The sequence below is a fragment of the Marinobacterium nitratireducens genome (assembly GCF_014645375.1).
GTDB lineage: Bacteria > Pseudomonadota > Gammaproteobacteria > Pseudomonadales > Balneatricaceae > Marinobacterium_A > Marinobacterium_A nitratireducens.
Window position 1 is genome coordinate 284,114 of record NZ_BMLT01000005.1, and the last position, 16,417, is coordinate 300,530.

Below are 16,417 nucleotides of genomic sequence, written 5' to 3' on the forward strand. Positions count from 1 at the left end.
TCTCGCCATTCAGCCGCCGCCCCGACGCTGCTAGACTCGAAGCTTTGCGCCGGTTGCAAGCCGGCCGCCTGAATCGAGCGAGGATTTACAGATGAGGTTTGAAGGAACCGAGCGCTACGTCGCCACCGACGATCTGAAGATGGCGGTCAACGCAGCGGTCACGCTGCAGCGCCCGCTGCTGATCAAGGGTGAACCGGGCACCGGCAAGACGCTGCTGGCCGAAGAGGTCGCCGATGCGCTGGGCATGCCGCTGCTGCGCTGGCACGTCAAGTCGACCACCAAGGCGCAGCAGGGTCTGTACGAGTACGATGCCGTTTCACGCCTGCGCGACTCCCAGCTGGGTGACGAACGCGTCCACGACATCGGCAACTACATCCGCAAGGGCATGCTGTGGCAGGCGTTCGAGTCGGAGCAGCGGTCGGTGCTGCTGATCGACGAGATCGACAAGGCCGACATCGAATTCCCCAACGACCTGCTCACCGAACTCGACAAGATGGAGTTCGACGTTTACGAAACCGGCGAGCGTATCCAGGCCAAGCAGCGACCGGTGGTGATCATCACCAGCAACAACGAAAAGGAGCTGCCGGATGCTTTCCTGCGCCGTTGCTTCTTCCACTACATCGCCTTCCCGGACCGGGAGACGATGCAGCAGATCGTGGCCGTTCACTTCCCCGATATCGAGCGCCGGCTGGTGCACGAGGCGCTGGAAATCTTCTTCCAGTTGCGAGACGTCTCCCAGCTGAAGAAGAAGCCCTCCACCTCTGAGCTGATCGACTGGCTCAAGCTGCTGCTGGCGGACCGCATCGACCCGGCAGTGCTGGCGCAGCAGGACCCGAGCAGCGCCATGCCGCCGCTGTACGGCGCCCTGCTCAAGAACGAGCAGGACGTGCACATGCTGCAGCGCCTGGCCTTCCTGGCGCGTCGCGAGTCACGCTGATGCTGGTCGACTTCTTCTCGAGCCTGCGCCGCGCGCAGGTTCCGGTGACCCTCAGGGAGCTGCTGGATCTGCTGGGGGCGCTCGAGGAACGGCTGGCATTCTGCGATGCCGACGAGTTCTACCGGCTCTCGCGCACGCTGCTGGTGAAGGACGAGCGTCACTACGACCGCTTCGACCGCGCCTTCGGCGAGTATTTCGCCGGCCTGCCGGCATCGGCGGACCTGCGCGACGCGCTGATTCCCGAGCACTGGCTCGAAGCCGACTTTCTGCGTCAGCTGTCCGACGAGGACAAGGCGCAGATCGAGGCACTGGGCGGCCTCGACAAGCTGCTCGAAACGCTGCGCCAGCGCCTCGAGGAACAGGACGAGCGCCACGCCGGCGGCAACAAGTGGATCGGCACCGGCGGCACCTCGCCGTTCGGCCACAGCGGCTACAACCCCGAGGGCGTCCGCATCGGCGGCCCGAGCCGGCACAAGCGCGCGGTCAAGGTCTGGGAACAGCGTCAGTTCCGCAATCTCGACGACAGCGTCGAGCTCGGCACACGCAACATCAAGGTGGCGCTGCGCAAGCTGCGCAAGTTCGCCCGCTCGGGCGCTGCCGATCAGCTCGATCTCGACGACACCATTCGCTCCACCGCGCGCAATGCAGGCCTCCTGGATCTGAAGCTGGTGCCGGAGCGGCATAACGCCGTCAAGGTTCTGCTGTTCCTCGACGTCGGCGGTTCGATGGACCCGCACATCCGCACCTGCGAGGAGCTGTTTTCGGCGGCGCGCAGCGAGTTCAAGCATCTGGAGTACTACTACTTCCACAACTGCGTCTACGAAGGCCTCTGGCGCGACAACCGCCGCCGTTTCGATGAGCGCATTCCGACCCTGGACGTGCTGCACACCTACGGCTCGGACTACCGGGTGATCTTCGTCGGCGATGCGGCGATGTCGCCCTACGAGCTCAGCGAACGCTTCGGCAGCGTCGAGCATATGAACGAGGAACCGGGCCAGCTCTGGCTCAAGCGCATCCTCGATACCTGGCAGCGCTGCATCTGGCTCAACCCGATGCCGACCCGCGCCTGGGATTACACCCGCAGCACCCAGATGATCCGCCAGCAGTTCGAGGACCGCATGTATCCGCTGACGCTGGACGGCATCGAACGGGGTATTCGGGAACTGTCACGGTAGCATTCGCGAATGCGGGGTCTCTCGTAAAGTAGGAGCAGTGCAACGGCGCATCGCAGCGGATCTGCGGGCGCTCTGCGCGAAAGGCGCCGTGTAAACCATCACCCCGGCACAGCTGGCAGCGGAAGGCGGATACTCGCGCATGTTGGGTTACGGCCCTTCGGGCCTAGACCCAACCTGCAAAGGCCGGCGAAGCGGCAAGCTGTCAGCGCAGCAGCAGCACCGGGCTGGCGGTGTTGTTGAGCATATTGCGGGTGGTGCTGCCCACCAGCAGCTGGCGGATGCGGGAGTGGCCGTAGGCGCCCATGACCAGCAGATCGACGCCGTTCTCCTGCTGGTAGGCGTGCAGGGCCGGCTCCACCTCGCCCTCGAGCGTCGCCACCTCGACATGGTGCCCGGACTTCTCGAGGCTGCTGCGCGCTTCCACCAGTGCCGCCTGACGTTCGGCGTTGCCCTGCCCGACCATGACAAGATGCAGCGGCAGGCCGAGGAACAGTGGACTGTCAGCCAGCATCTGCGCCCCCTTGCGGGTGGTTTCGCTGCCGTCGAACGCCAGCATCAGGCTCTTCGGCGCGCTGAACTCGCCGGGGATCACCAGGATGGGTCTGTGCATGGTCCGGACCACATTCTCGACGTGACCGCCGACCGGCATGCCGGGACTGTGTACCTGGGTACGGTGCAGGCCAATGACCAGCAGGCGGATATCCTGTTCCAGCCCGGCCAGGGTCTCGGCCAGATCGCCGTGACGCTGCAGCAGCGCGGGCGCCTCGCCGCCGGCGGACTGCACCCGCTCTGCGGCGGCATCCAGCATCGCGCGACCGGCCTCGATGGCGACCTTGCCGCGCTTCTCGTCGAGCGACGCCAGCTCCTCCAGCAGGTGCTCCCGGCTGCCCAGGCCAATATTGCCGCTCAGGTCCAGTTCGGTCGGATACTCGCTGCGATCGAGTACATGCAGCAGCGTCAGCGGCACCTCCAGTCGACGACTTGCCCAGGCGGCGCAATCGCATACCGCCGCGGATGACTGGGTGGCACCGATACAGGCCAGTACTTGCTTCATCGCGATCCCTCTATCTCGAGCGGTGAGCCCCGGCCCGCAAGTGGCAAGCGCTGAGCTTCAGGCTCTTCTGTTAACTGTATTCTGTCCGCTGCTAACCGGATTTCAATGCCCGATCAGATCCGCCGCACCTTCCGGCTTGTCGTAGACGCCAAAGCGGTCGACGATGGTCGCGCTGGCCTCGTTGAGCCCGAAGACCTCCACCTCGGTACCCTCGCGGCGGAACTTGATCACCACCTTGTCCAGCGACGATACCGCGGTGATATCCCAGAAGTGCGCCTGCGTCAGGTCTATCACCACTTTATCGACCACTTCCTTGAAGTCAAAGGCCGCGATGAACTTATCCGCCGAGGCGAAGAACACCTGGCCGGCAACCCGGTACTCACGCACCCGGCCGTCGCTATCGATGCTGGCGTCGATACGCATGAAATGGCCGACCTTGTTGGCGAAGAACATCGCCGCCAGCAGCACGCCGACGAAGACGCCGTAGGCCAGGTTGTGGGTCGCCACCACCACCACCACGGTGGCGACCATGACGATATTGGTCGACAGCGGGTGCTTCTTGAGGTTACGCAGCGAATCCCAGCTGAAAGTACCGATCGATACCATGATCATCACCGCGACCAGCGCCGCCATCGGAATCTGCGCCACCCACTCGTCGAGGAACACCACCAGAATCAGCAGCAGCACACCGGCGGTCAGTGTCGACAGACGGGTACGGCCGCCGGACTTCACGTTGATCACCGACTGGCCGATCATGGCGCAACCCGCCATGCCGCCGAGCAGGCCGGCGCCGATATTGGCGATACCCTGCCCCTTGCACTCGCGGTTCTTGTCACTGGCGGTATCGGTAAGGTCATCGACGATGGTCGCGGTCATCAGCGACTCCAGCAGGCCTACCGCCGCCAGCGACAGCGAATAGGGCAGGATGATCCAGAGCGTTTCCAGGTTCAGCGGCACCTCGGGCCAGAGGAAGATCGGCAGGGTATCGGGCAGCTCGCCCATATCGCCGACGGTGCGGATGTCCAGACCCAGTACCATCGACACCACCGTCAGCAGCAGAATGCAGACCAGCGGCGACGGCACGGCCTTGGTGATATACGGGAACAGGTAGATGATGCCAAGGCCTGCGGCCGTCATGGCATAGACGTGCCAGGTCACGCCGGTGAGCTCCGGCAGCTGCGCCATGAAGATCAGGATCGCCAGGGCATTGACGAAGCCGGTCACCACCGAGCGCGAGACGAAGCGCATCAGACTCCCTAGCCTGAGATAGCCGGCGATGATCTGGAACACCCCGGTCAGCAGCGTCGCCGCCAGCAGGTACTGCAGGCCGTGATCCTTGACCAGGGTGACCATCAGCAGCGCCATGGCGCCGGTGGCCGCCGAGATCATACCGGGACGGCCGCCGGTGAAGGCGATGATCACCGCGATACAGAACGAGGCATAGAGGCCGACCTTGGGGTCGACGCCGGCGATAATCGAGAAGGCAATCGCCTCCGGGATCAGGGCCAGCGCCACCACGGCGCCGGAAAGCAGGTCGCCGCGGGTATTGGAAAACCACTGGCGTTTTATCGAATCAATCATCTGGAGTCCGTTGGGTCGTCAGGTTCGGGGCCACTGCAAGGCCCGGCCAGGCATCCGCGGGCCGCGGCGAAGGTTGCCCGGTCATGATATATTGCATCCGGCCCCTAATACGGCGTAACCGCGCCGCCGGCAGGCGACAGCGCGGTGTCCACGGCAGCCGCATAGACGACTCAGCCCCGGACTAGCGGGGCTGAGTACAGAAAATTCATAGGGAGAACCGCGCGTACCCTAGCGATTTGCGGCCGGAGCGTCAAGGCGCTCCGGCCGCCGCTCATCGACTGTGCTCGATAATATCGTCGACGACTTCCTTCTCCTCGTCGAGGTCGTCGCGATCCGGTCGCTGTCGCGGCAGCACCAGGTTGAGAACGATCGCCGCAACGCCACACAGCGCCACGCCCTGCAGACCGGATGCGCCGTCGCCGACCACCATGCCGCCGATACCGAATACCAGTACCGTCGCCACGATGACCAGATTGCGTTGCGCCGACAGGTCGACATGGGCCTTGATCAGCGTATTCATGCCCACCGCGGCAATGGAGCCGAACAGCAGAATCAGGATACCGCCCATCACCGGCGTCGGAATGGTCTGCAGCAGTATGCCGATCTTGGCGACGAACGCCAGCGCGATGGCGAATACCGCCGCCCAGGTCATCACCACCGGGTTGAAGGCGCGGGTCAGCATCACCGCACCGGTCACTTCCGAATAGGTGGTGTTGGGCGGACCGCCGAGCATCGAAGCGGTGGTCGTCGCCAGGCCGTCGCCCAGCAGCGTCCGGTGCAGACCCGGCTTTTTCAGGTAGTCGCGCCCGGTGACGTTGCTGATCGCCAGCACGTCGCCGACATGCTCGATCGCCGGCGCGATCGCCACCGGCAGCATGAACAGAATCGCCTGCCAGTTGAATTCCGGCGTCACGAAGGCCGGCACCGAGAACCAGGCCGCCTCGCGCACCGGGGCAAAGTCCACCATCCCCATCGCCAGCGCCACCAGGTACCCCACCAGCACCCCCGAAAGGATCGGCACCAGCCGAAAAATACCGTGGGCGAACACCGCAACCAGCAGCGTGGTCGCCAGCGAGGCCATCGACACCACCATCGCGTCGCCGTAAGCGAACAGCTCGGCGCCGCCGTCGCCGGTCTTGCCCATCGCCATGTTGACCGCCACCGGCGCCAGTCCCAGCCCAATCACCATGATGATGGGACCGGTGACCACCGGCGGCATCAGGTGATGGATAAAGCCGACACCACGCAGGCGCACGGCCAGCGACAGCAGCAGATACAGACAGCCGGCCGCCATCAGCCCGCCCATGGTCGCCGGCACGCCCCAGGTCTGCACGCCGTAGATGATCGGCGCGATAAAGGCGAACGATGATGCCAGGAACACCGGCACGCTGCGCCCGGTGGTGAGCTGAAACAGCAGGGTGCCCACCCCGGCGGTGAACAGCGCGACGCTGGGATCGAGCCCGGTCAGCAGCGGCACCAGCACCAGCGCGCCGAAGGCGACGAACAGCATCTGCGAGCCGGCCAGGGCGCTGCGCCAGCCGGAAACCTGGTATTCGGTTGCGTTGGCCATTCGTCGCTCCTACTGGGTACCGAAGATCTTGTCGCCGGCGTCGCCGAGCCCGGGCAGAATGTAGCCCTTTTCGTTGAGGCGCTCATCCACCGAGGCGGTAAAGATATCGACGTCCGGATGGGCCTCCTCGACCTTGCGGATACCTTCGGGCGCAGCCACCAGCACCAGCACGCGAATGCTGCTGCAGCCGGCTTTCTTGAGCATGTCGATGGTCGCTACCAGGGTACCGCCGGTCGCCAGCATCGGATCGATGATAAGGGCGATACGCTCGTCGATGTCATGGGCCAGCTTTTCGAAGTACGGCACCGGTTCCAGCGTTTCCTCGTCGCGATAGAGCCCCACCACCGAAATCTTGGCGCTGGGCACCAGCTCCAGCACCCCGTCCAGCATGCCGAGGCCGGCACGCAGAATCGGTACCACGGTGATCTTCTTGCCCTTGATCCGCTCGGCCTGGATGGGGCCGCACCAGCCCTCGACCTCGTAAGTTTCGAGCTCCAGATCCTTGGTGCCCTCGTAGGTGAGCAGACAGGCCACTTCCGACGCCAGCTGACGGAAGCTGCGGGTGCTCAGATCCCTGGACCGCATCAGGCCCAGCTTGTGGCGAACCAATGGATGGCGGATTTCATGGACGCTCATCGGTATCCCTCTGTAATGGCAGTGGCGGCTCGCCGGGTATACGAGCCCCTCAGTATGGCAAAATCGGGTGAATCCTAGTCAAAGCCAAACGTTTTGTCATCTTGCTTTTTGACCGGACAGTCAGTATTTTGGCCGATTTTATGTTCAGGATGAACGGTATCCTGCGAGCGCAGGGATGCGCACGACCACAGGGACGTGGGAGTTAGAGTGACGCAGGATGCCCAAACCGGGGAGCAGGGCATGTTCAGGATGAACGGTATCCTGAAGCCTGCTCCTGCGGATTCAGGGTTTCCGCCATTCAATGAAATCCCGGGCGCTATACTATTCCGGCGCAGTGCCGAAATCATGCCGCGGCCCGGATCCGGCGCCCGGCCAGCACGCATTCCAACCCAACCAATCCGACCGACAATCCGATGACCGATATCAATCTGGACCATATCCGACAGGTATATGCCGAAGCCGATCTGCTGCACAGCGCCGACGAAGTCGAGGCCGCCATCGACACCATGGCCGCGGCCATCAGCGCCAGGCTGGGCGATCGCAACCCGGTGCTGTTCAGCATCATGAACGGCGGCCTCGTTATCGGCGGCAAGTTGCTTACCCGCCTCGAGTTTCCGCTGGAGTCGAGCTACCTCCACGCGACCCGCTATCGCAACACGACCAGCGGTCATGAACTGGAATGGAAGGTACCGCCGATGGTCGGGTTCCGCGACCGCCCGGTCCTGATCATCGACGACATCCTCGACGAAGGTCACACCCTGGCCGCAATCATCGACCATTTCCGACGCGAAGGCGCCAGCGAGGTGTACACCGCGGTGCTGATCGACAAAGTTCACGACCGCAAGGCTCGCCCGGACCTGAAGGCCGACTTCGTCGGCCTCGAGACCGAGGACCGCTACGTCTTCGGCTACGGCATGGACTACAAGGGATACTGGCGCAACGCGCCGGGAATCTTCGCCGTCAAGGGACTTTGATCGACAGGAGTAGCTCGCCAGAGGGGCACATTACCCGAAGGGCACATCCCCGCCGAGAATGTAGTGTTGACCTCGCTGCCCGCCGCGTTCGCCACGAGGGCGTGGCTCCTACGGGCCAGGAAAACGCCCGTAGGAGTGGCGCCCTCGCCGCGAAGACTCCTGTACCGCGCAAAACCGTACCCGCGTTACGGATGCAGTTCGTCGAACAGGGCGATGAATTCCTGGGTCAGCTTGTGATTGGGTGCCAGGTGGATCAGAGGCCGGGCCTCGTCGTGGGACTCGCGCATTTTCACCGATGACGAGATACGGGTCTTCAGAAGCGGCAGGTCCTCTTCGGTCAGCCGTGCCACCATGCGCTGCGGCAACGACGCCCGCGGCTGGAACTGGTTGACGATGATGCCCTCGACGCTCAGCGACTCGTTATGGTCGATCTGGGTTTCGCGAACATTGTCCAGCAGACTGTACAGGGCCTGGCGCGCGAACTCGTCGCAGTCGAACGGAATCAGACAGCGCTCGGCCGCCACCAGCGCCGACAGCGTGAAGAAGTTGAACGCCGGCGGCGTGTCGATGTAAATCGCGTCGTAATCGTCAAGACGGTTCAGCGCGTCGCGCAGCTTGTAGATCTTGTGCCTGGACTCGAGCTTGGCCTGCAGGTCGCCAACATCCGGGTTCGACGGAATCAGGAAAAGGTTCTCGTAGGGTGTCTCGTGCACGTACTCATCGGCCGCGATCGGCTTGAATTGCACACCGAGCATCTGTTCGAAGAGGTCACGGATATCGGTCTGGGTATGGGCCGCATTCTCGCCCAGCAGATACTGGGTCGAGTTGCACTGGGGGTCGAGGTCGATCACCAGCGTCCGCAAGCCGCGGGAGGCACTGATAGCCGCGAGGTTGGTGGCGATACTGGATTTGCCGACACCACCTTTCTGGTTGAATACGACACGCTTCATCGATGCTCTCCGATCGCTTTCATTATTATCTTGGCATTTAACCGGCCCCCCCCTGCTTCAGCACACCGGACTTGCCGGGACGGCTACCGGGGCTAACTCCGGCACCCGTCCCGAGCCCCGCAGGGTGGAGGTTCTGCTGCTTCCGTTCTGTGCCGCTGCGCTGCTGCGGCCGGATCAGCCTTCAGACAGCAGGTCGCGCAGGTCGATGATCCCTGCGTTGGCCCGGGAAATGTAGGAGGCCATTACCAGGGAATGGTTGGCGACCAGGCCAAAGCCGGTGCCATTGAGGATAAACGGACTCCAGATGGTGTTCTGGGTCGCCTCCAGCTCCCGGATGATCTGCTGCAGACTCACCAGCGCTTCCTTTTTCTCCAGGGTTGCGGCGAAATCCAGCTCCACGCCTTCGAGAAGGTGAAGCAGCGCCCAGGCGGTGCCGCGGGCTTCGTAGAAAACGTTGTCGATCTCCATCCAGGGCGTCTGGAAATCGATCTGGTTGGAAGCCTGCCCTGACGATGCCTCGACGGCACCGAGCGCCTGACGCCCGACACTGGCGCTGAGCCGCTGTGACAGGCTGCCGAGGCGCGTCGAGACGTCCGCCAGCCACTCGCGCAAATTGTCGGCACGGGCATGGAACTCGGCGTCTCCGGAGCCCTTCAGCATACGCGACTGATAGGCACGGAGGTGGGTCAGCGCCTTGCGGTATTCCCGTTCGGTTGGCGGCAGCAGCCAGCTGTTGTTATTGAAGTGCAGCAGCGGCTCGGCCTCGATAAGATCCGGGTCTTCGGTGGACTGCGACTGCGAGCGGCTGAACGCCTTGCGCATGGCGCGGCTGGCGTCACGCGCCTGCACCAGGGCGCCGTACTCCCAGCGCGGCACGTTGTCGAGCCAGACGCCGGGCGGCATGCGGTCGTTGCGCAGATAGCCGCCGGGCTTGTCGAGCAGCGTTTCGACGATCTGGATCAACGCCCCCGTGGTATGGGCTCCGACTGGCGCACTGGCCTTGTCCTGCACCGTTTCCCTGACATCGAAGCGGCCCGGCTCCCAGCTCCAGAACATGCCCAGAATAACGCACACCAGCAGGTACAACCCCACCAGAGCCAGCACCCACTTGAACCAGCCACTGGAGCCGAAACGGGCACTCAGCCGGTCCCAGCGCGAGAGCCACCAACGCTGCAGTTTTTCCAAAATGCTTCCCTTTTTCCGGGCCGTCGCGCCGTCGTCCGCCACGGCTGTAAATGCTGCAAGGGACTATCTCCGATTTACCCCGCAGGGTCAATGGCGCCCCGGGCCCGGGCGCGGGGCCAAATCATGCTCAACCGGCACCTGGCAAGGTGGCAACAAAGCAGGAAATCAGCCGTAACTTCTTTGAAATGGACGCTAACAGCACACAGGACGGGGTTTTGATAGACACACTTCACAGTTTCATGCACACTAGGCGGTCAATTCCCTTTTACCGCTGATTTTCGGGGCATCCGGATGGCCAGAATCCTGATCCTGCACGACACCGGCGCGAAATGGTCCGGCACGCAAAAGTCCGGAGCCTGTGGCGTTATTCTGTGGCGGGACAGCGGCGATGTATCAGACGCCCTGCCGTTAGCACCGAACATCGGTATTCGCTCCCGGGGGGCGTGTACGTCACGCTGCAGCGGGCGCGAAATCAGTAAACCATTGTCACCACGAATTTAAGACGAGAACAGAATGGATATCCGCAAAGTCAAGAAACTGATCGAACTGCTGGAAGAATCCAACATCAACGAAATCGAGATCAAGGAGGGCGAGGAGTCCGTTCGCATCAGCCGCCTGTCTCACAACGGCAACCCGCAGATGTTGATGCCGCAGGCATACATGCAGCCAGCGCCGGCTGCTGCAGCACCGGTAGCGGCCCCCGCTCCGGCAGCGCCTGCCGCCGAGCCTGCCGCCGCTGATGAGCCCAACGGTCACGTCGTGCGCTCGCCGATGGTCGGCACCTTCTACCGCTCTCCCTCCCCCAGCTCGCCGGCGTTCATCGAAGTCGGCAAGAGCGTCAAGGCCGGTGACGTCATCTGCATCGTCGAGGCCATGAAGATGATGAACCAGATCGAAGCCGACAAGTCCGGCGTCATCGAGGCCATCCTGGTCGATGACGGCCAGCCGGTCGAATTCGACCAGCCGCTGGTTACCATCGTCTAACAGGCCTTCGCATCAGATCAAGGAACCAACACCAGATGCTTGAAAAAGTCGTCATAGCCAACCGGGGCGAAATCGCACTGCGCATTCTGCGGGCCTGCAAGGAGCTGGGCATCAAAACCGTGGCGGTCCACTCCGTCGCGGACCGCGACCTGATGCATGTGCGCATGGCCGATGAGGCCGTCTGTATCGGTCCGGCGCCCTCGCCGGCAAGCTACCTGAACATTCCGGCGATCATCAGCGCCGCCGAAGTCACCGATGCCAGCGGCATTCACCCGGGCTACGGCTTCCTCGCCGAGAACGCCAACTTCGCCGAGCAGGTCGAGCGCTCCGGGTTCAAGTTCATCGGCCCGACCGCCGATGTTATCCGCCTGATGGGTGACAAGGTATCCGCCATCGAGGCCATGAAAAAAGCCGGCGTGCCGACCGTACCCGGTTCGGACGGCCCGCTGCCGGAAGACGCCGACGAGATCCACGCCGTCGCCCAGCGTATCGGCTACCCGGTGATCATCAAGGCCGCCGCCGGCGGCGGCGGTCGTGGGATGCGCGTGGTGCACACCGAGGCAGCGCTGCTGAACTCCATCCATATCACCCGCTCCGAAGCGGCCGCCGCCTTTGGCGATGATACCGTGTACATGGAGAAGTTCCTCGAGAACCCGCGCCACGTCGAGGTTCAGGTGCTGGCCGATGGCCAGGGCAACGCCATCCACCTCTACGACCGCGACTGCTCGCTGCAGCGCCGTCACCAGAAGGTGGTCGAGGAAGCACCCGCGCCGGGCATCGACGAGGACGCCCGCCGCCACGTGCTGCAGTCGTGCATCGACGCCTGCATCACCATCAACTACCGCGGCGCAGGCACCTTCGAGTTCCTGTATGAGGACGGCCGTTTCTACTTCATCGAGATGAACACCCGCGTTCAGGTGGAGCACCCGGTCACCGAAATGGTCACCGGCGTCGACATCGTCAAGGAGCAGCTGCGCATCGCCTCCGGCGAGAAGCTGTCGCTGACCCAGGACGACATCGTCTGTCACGGCCACGCCTTCGAGTGCCGCATCAACGCCGAGGATCCGAAGACCTTCATGCCGAGCCCCGGCAACGTCAAGCACTTCCATGCCCCGGGTGGCTTCGGCGTGCGGGTGGACTCGCACCTGTACAGCGGCTATACCGTGCCGCCGCACTACGACTCGCTGGTCGCCAAGCTGATCACCTACGGCGAGGACCGGGAAATCGCGCTGACGCGCATGCGCAACGCGCTGGACGAGATGCTGGTCGAAGGTATCCGCACCAACATCCCGCTGCACCAGGAAATCGTGCGTGATACCCGCTTCGGCGAAGGCGGCGTCAACATCCACTACCTGGAGAAGAAGCTCGGGTTGTAACAACCAGCGGCGACTTCCCACCGAAAAGCCCGCATCGCGGGCTTTTTTAATGGTGAGTTGCGAGTTGACAGCTTGGCGCCAGTGGCCACAAGGATTCAACTCTAAACTGTCGACTCGAATCCTAGGGTTGTTCACCCTGCGCCAGACGGGCCTCGATATCCTCGATCACCGACGGCAGCTCGGCCACGCTGTCGATCACATAGTGCGCGCCGGCGCTGCGAAAGCGCTGGCAGGCGGCAGTACGCCTTAGCTCCTGCTCCCCCGCGTCCAGCGCCTCCCATGCAGCCAGGTCGAGACCGACCTCGTTGCCGGAGATCGCCACGCCGACGGTCCAGCAGCCGGCATTGAGGCCTTCCTCGATACCGGTCAGCGTATCGTCGACCTTGACCACGCCCTGTACCGCCTCGATTTCGAGATCGAGCATGTTCTTCAGCGTCATGTGCGGAAAGGGACGCCCGCGCGGCACGTCGGTAGCACAGACATTGGAGGACGGGCGGTAACCCTGGGCGGCGGCGAGCGGCAGCAGCTCCGCGATCATCTCCTGGCTATAGCCGGTATTGGCGCCGATAGCGATACCGCGCTCATCCAGATAATCGAAGGTGGCCTTCGCGCCCGGAATCAGCTGCGCCCGCTCGGCGATGCTCGCAATCTGCATCGGCACGAAGTCCGCATAGAGGCGGTCGATGTCCGATTCGTTCGGCGCCTGACCATGGGCCGTGGCCCAGGCGTCGCGAATGCGCGGCAGCGCCAGCAGGCGGGAAATATGCTCGCGCTTCTCGGTCCCCATCGGCTCGCGGGCCTCGGCCAGGGTGATCGGTACGCCATTGACCTCGAACAGGCTGCAGAAGGCGTGAATCGGCGCCATCGAACCGAAGTCGATGGTGGTGCCTGCCCAGTCGAAGATCACGGCCTGTACCGGGCCTGCGTAAAAACGGGTGTATCCAAAGCTCATACTAGTCTCCTGTCGGGTCGCCGGACGGATGTGGCGATAGGTTCATTCGGGTCAGAGGTGCAGGTCGACCTGCAGTTCGTCGAGGGTTTCGGTCACCGCCGCCAGCAGACCGTCAATCTGCACATCATGCAGCTGACCGATATGTCCGATACGGAAGCTTTCGGCCTGGGTCAGCTTGCCGGGGTAGATGATGTAGCCTTTGGCCTTCAGCCGGTCGTAGAACGACCTGAAGTCAAAGTTGGCATGGGTCGGGCTCAGAAAGGTGGTAATCACCGGAGAAAACCAGCGGTCTTCGAGCAGCGTCCTGAAGCCGAGGTCCCGCAGTCCGGCCACGGTGCGATCGCGGTTGCGGGTATAGCGCGCCAGCCGCCCTGCCACGCCGCCTTCGGCCTCGTGTTCGCGCAGCGCCTGCAGAAAGGCCGCCACCACATGGGTCGGCGGTGTGAAGCGCCATTGACCGGTACGCTCCATGTAGCGCCACTGGTCGTAAAGATCCAGGCACAGTGAATGGGCATTGCCCTCGGCGCCTTCCAGTATCGGACGACGAATCAGCGCATAACCGAAACCCGGCACGCCTTCGATGCACTTGTTGGCCGCCGAGATCAGCGCATCGAACTCTAACTCGCCGGCGTCGACCGGCAGCGCGCCGAACGCACTCATGGCGTCGATAATCAGGCTCCGGCCGGCGGCCTTCACCACCTCGGCAATCTCCGCCACCGGATTGAGAATGCCGGAGCTGGTTTCGCAGAACACCAGGGCGACATGGCTGATTGCAGAGTCCGCGGCCAGCGCTTCGGCCACTTCCTCCGGGCTCGGCGGCGCATAATCGCCCTTGTCGATGGCGACGTACCCGCGTCCCATGTACGACAGGGACTTGCCGATACGCTGACCGTAGGCGCCGTTCATCAGCACCAATACCTTGCCATCTCGCGGTACCAGGGTGCCCAGGGTCGCTTCCACCGCGAAGGAACCGCTCCCCTGCACCGGCACGCAGACGTGGCTGTCTTCGGCATTGGCCAGCGCCAGCAGGCGCCGGCACAGCTCCCCGGTCATGGCATTGAAGTCCGCATCCCAGGAGCCCCAGTCATGCAGCATGGCCTGCTTGGTCGTCAGGCTCGTGGTGATCGGTCCCGGTGTCAGCAGATAGGGATCGACAGTTTCGTTACGCATGGTTCACTCACTTTCAAGAATTCAGGCAGGGCCGGCGTACAAGCGCCCTGCGTACGTTAGTAGACGCCATATCTGGTATACACCAGAGAATAGAGCCAGATTTTGCCCGGGGCTGGGTCCTGTACCCGCCCGGCTGCAATTCGGCTACGCCGACTTCATGCCCTGGCCTGTCGCCAGCACTGACTGCGGCCAAGCAGCAGGCGCGACAGCCCCCAGTGAAGCCCCTTGACCCCGATGCAGGTCAGCATCAGCACGACACCCATGGCCGCCGCCGGTGCGATATCGCCTGCATCGTCCATATTCAGCACCGCCACCGACGCCAGAGCGGTTTGACTCGAATAGAGGAACACCACCGCCGAAACCGTATTCAGGGCATTGACGAAAAGATAGAGCGCGACCTCGAGCAGCGCCGGCAGACACACCGGCAGCGTCACACGCCAGCAAGTGACATAGAAAGGCACCTTGAGCGACGCCGACACCGCTTCGAACTCGCCGTCGATCTGCTTCAACGCCGTCACCAGAGTCAGGTGACAGACGGTGTAATAGTGGGCAATGGTACAGAGCACCAGAATTGCCAGGGTGCCGTAGATACCGTTCAGCGGATTGCCCGGCTCGTTGAAGAAGAAGATGTAGGAAAGCCCCAGCACCATTCCCGGAACCGCCAGCGGCACCATCGCCATCAGATGCACCAGAGTGCGCAGCGGGCCAAGGCCCGGTACCTTCTCGACCAGATAGGCATTGGCGAATATCACCAGGGTGCCGATGACCGCAGTCCAGCCTGCCATCTGCAGGGAGTTGAAATAGGCACCCCAGCCACCGCCGTCCATCAGGTCGAAACGGTAGTTGTTGAAGCTCAGGTCCAGATTGTAGGGCCAGAAGGTCACCAGCGACGCGTAGACCGCCATCCCCAGCACGCCCAGTATCACCACGGCTACCGGTGTACAGAGCAGCAGCAGCGACCAGTCCCGAGCGCGATGCGGCTTCACGCGCAGTGGCTCAGCACGGGCTGTCAGCAACGCCACCTGACGACGCTGCACCCAGCGATCCACCGCGAAGGCCAGCACCGCCGGCAGCAGCAGGATCACCGACACCACCGAGCCCATCTGGAAGTTCTGCAGACCGATCACCTGCTTGTAGATATCGGTCGCCAGTACGTTGTACTGCCCGCCGATCACCTTGGGCGCGCCGAAATCGGTAATCGCCAGGGTGAAGACGACAAAAGCCGCGCTGATCAGGCCGTACTTGATGGACGGCAGCGTGACCGTCATGAAAGCCCTCAGCGGGCTGGTACGCAGCGCCCTGGCGGACTCGTAAAGACGCGCATCGCTGTTCTCGAGCGCCGTGCAGAGGATCATCACCGCATGGGGAAAGCACCAGAACGACATGCTGACGACGATGCCGATCGGGCCGTAAATGCTGTGCCCCATCAACAGGTCCTTGAGCACGCCCTGGTTGCCAAACAGGTACACCATCGAAATCGCCGGCAGCAGCGAAGGCGCGAAGATAGGCCCCATAACCAGCACCTTCAGCAGGCCCCGACCCGGCATGCGGGAGCGCGTCAGGGCGAAGGCCGTCATCAGTGCCAGTGACACCACGATCAGCGTGGTGAGCGATGCAACCCAAAGCGAGTTGGTTATCGAGTGCATCAGACTCGGGTCGGCAACATAGGCGCGGAAGTTGGCGAGCCCGACAAACTGCCCGTGGCGGTCCTCGAGCGACTTGGACAGCAGACTGTAAAGCGGCAGCACCAGCGCGATCGCCAGCATGGCGATCGCGACCAGCAAACAGAGGATCGGCAGGCTGCAGTCGATACCGAGCAGTCGCGCCCGCTTCTTCGCCAGGAATCCCGGCGGGTTCAATAGGGTATCCATGA

Annotated in this window: 14 protein-coding genes; 5 read left to right on the forward strand and 9 right to left on the reverse strand. The window is 63.2% G+C overall.

What is annotated here, in order from left to right:
- The first annotated feature begins 91 nt into the window (after window positions 1-91).
- Together IEX85_RS11645 and IEX85_RS11650 are read left to right on the forward strand one after the other, a co-directional pair.
- A complete protein-coding gene (locus IEX85_RS11645; protein ID WP_188860762.1) occupies window positions 92-937 on the forward strand; it encodes an AAA family ATPase in 846 nt (281 codons plus the stop codon).
- A complete protein-coding gene (locus IEX85_RS11650; protein WP_188860763.1) occupies window positions 937-2,112 on the forward strand; it encodes a vWA domain-containing protein in 1,176 nt (391 codons plus the stop codon). Before IEX85_RS11645 ends, IEX85_RS11650 begins: the two co-directional genes overlap by 1 nt.
- A 202-nt stretch (window positions 2,113-2,314) precedes the next feature.
- On the opposite strand, the gene IEX85_RS11655 is transcribed toward IEX85_RS11650, so the two are convergent.
- From IEX85_RS11655 to upp, 4 genes are all read right to left on the reverse strand, one after another.
- Window positions 2,315-3,166 (reverse strand): universal stress protein, encoded by an 852-nt coding sequence (locus IEX85_RS11655; RefSeq protein ID WP_188860764.1) that lies wholly within the window; start codon window positions 3,164-3,166, stop codon window positions 2,315-2,317.
- A 102-nt stretch (window positions 3,167-3,268) separates the two neighbouring features.
- Entirely contained in the window at window positions 3,269-4,747 is a 1,479-nt protein-coding gene (locus IEX85_RS11660; protein WP_188860765.1) for a SulP family inorganic anion transporter, read from the reverse strand.
- 271 nt (window positions 4,748-5,018) lie between these two features.
- On the reverse strand, window positions 5,019-6,317 hold the full coding sequence (locus IEX85_RS11665; protein ID WP_188860766.1) for a uracil-xanthine permease family protein: 1,299 nt from the start codon (window positions 6,315-6,317) through the stop codon (window positions 5,019-5,021).
- A gap of 9 nt (window positions 6,318-6,326) precedes the next feature.
- Complete coding sequence (gene upp, locus IEX85_RS11670; RefSeq protein WP_188860767.1) at window positions 6,327-6,953, reverse strand: uracil phosphoribosyltransferase; 627 nt, start codon at window positions 6,951-6,953, stop codon at window positions 6,327-6,329.
- A gap of 413 nt (window positions 6,954-7,366) precedes the next feature.
- Between upp and IEX85_RS11675 the strand changes: the two genes are divergently transcribed.
- On the forward strand, window positions 7,367-7,927 hold the full coding sequence (locus tag IEX85_RS11675; RefSeq protein WP_188860768.1) for a hypoxanthine-guanine phosphoribosyltransferase: 561 nt from the start codon (window positions 7,367-7,369) through the stop codon (window positions 7,925-7,927).
- Window positions 7,928-8,112: 185 nt separating this feature from the next.
- On the opposite strand, the gene IEX85_RS11680 is transcribed toward IEX85_RS11675, so the two are convergent.
- Entirely contained in the window at window positions 8,113-8,877 is a 765-nt protein-coding gene (locus tag IEX85_RS11680) for a ParA family protein (protein ID WP_188860769.1), read from the reverse strand.
- A gap of 174 nt (window positions 8,878-9,051) precedes the next feature.
- Window positions 9,052-10,062 carry a DUF2333 family protein gene (locus IEX85_RS11685; RefSeq protein WP_188860770.1) on the reverse strand — a complete coding sequence of 337 codons (1,011 nt, stop codon included), beginning with the start codon at window positions 10,060-10,062 and terminating at the stop codon, window positions 9,052-9,054.
- A gap of 513 nt (window positions 10,063-10,575) precedes the next feature.
- On the opposite strand from IEX85_RS11685, the gene accB reads away from it, so the two are divergent.
- Complete coding sequence (gene accB / locus IEX85_RS11690) at window positions 10,576-11,046, forward strand: acetyl-CoA carboxylase biotin carboxyl carrier protein (RefSeq protein ID WP_188860771.1); 471 nt, start codon at window positions 10,576-10,578, stop codon at window positions 11,044-11,046.
- A gap of 35 nt (window positions 11,047-11,081) precedes the next feature.
- Window positions 11,082-12,422 (forward strand): acetyl-CoA carboxylase biotin carboxylase subunit, encoded by a 1,341-nt coding sequence (gene accC / locus IEX85_RS11695; RefSeq protein ID WP_188860772.1) that lies wholly within the window; start codon window positions 11,082-11,084, stop codon window positions 12,420-12,422.
- Window positions 12,423-12,543: 121 nt separating this feature from the next.
- Here the strand turns inward: accC and phnX are convergent, their stop codons facing one another.
- The 3 genes from phnX to IEX85_RS11710 form a co-directional block, all read right to left on the reverse strand.
- On the reverse strand, window positions 12,544-13,374 hold the full coding sequence (gene phnX / locus IEX85_RS11700; protein ID WP_188860773.1) for a phosphonoacetaldehyde hydrolase: 831 nt from the start codon (window positions 13,372-13,374) through the stop codon (window positions 12,544-12,546).
- Window positions 13,375-13,425: 51 nt separating this feature from the next.
- Window positions 13,426-14,544: a 2-aminoethylphosphonate--pyruvate transaminase gene (locus tag IEX85_RS11705; protein ID WP_188860774.1), complete on the reverse strand. Its 1,119-nt coding sequence runs from the start codon at window positions 14,542-14,544 to the stop codon at window positions 13,426-13,428.
- A gap of 155 nt (window positions 14,545-14,699) precedes the next feature.
- Complete coding sequence (locus IEX85_RS11710) at window positions 14,700-16,415, reverse strand: putative 2-aminoethylphosphonate ABC transporter permease subunit (RefSeq protein WP_188860775.1); 1,716 nt, start codon at window positions 16,413-16,415, stop codon at window positions 14,700-14,702.
- Window positions 16,416-16,417 lie beyond the last annotated feature (2 nt).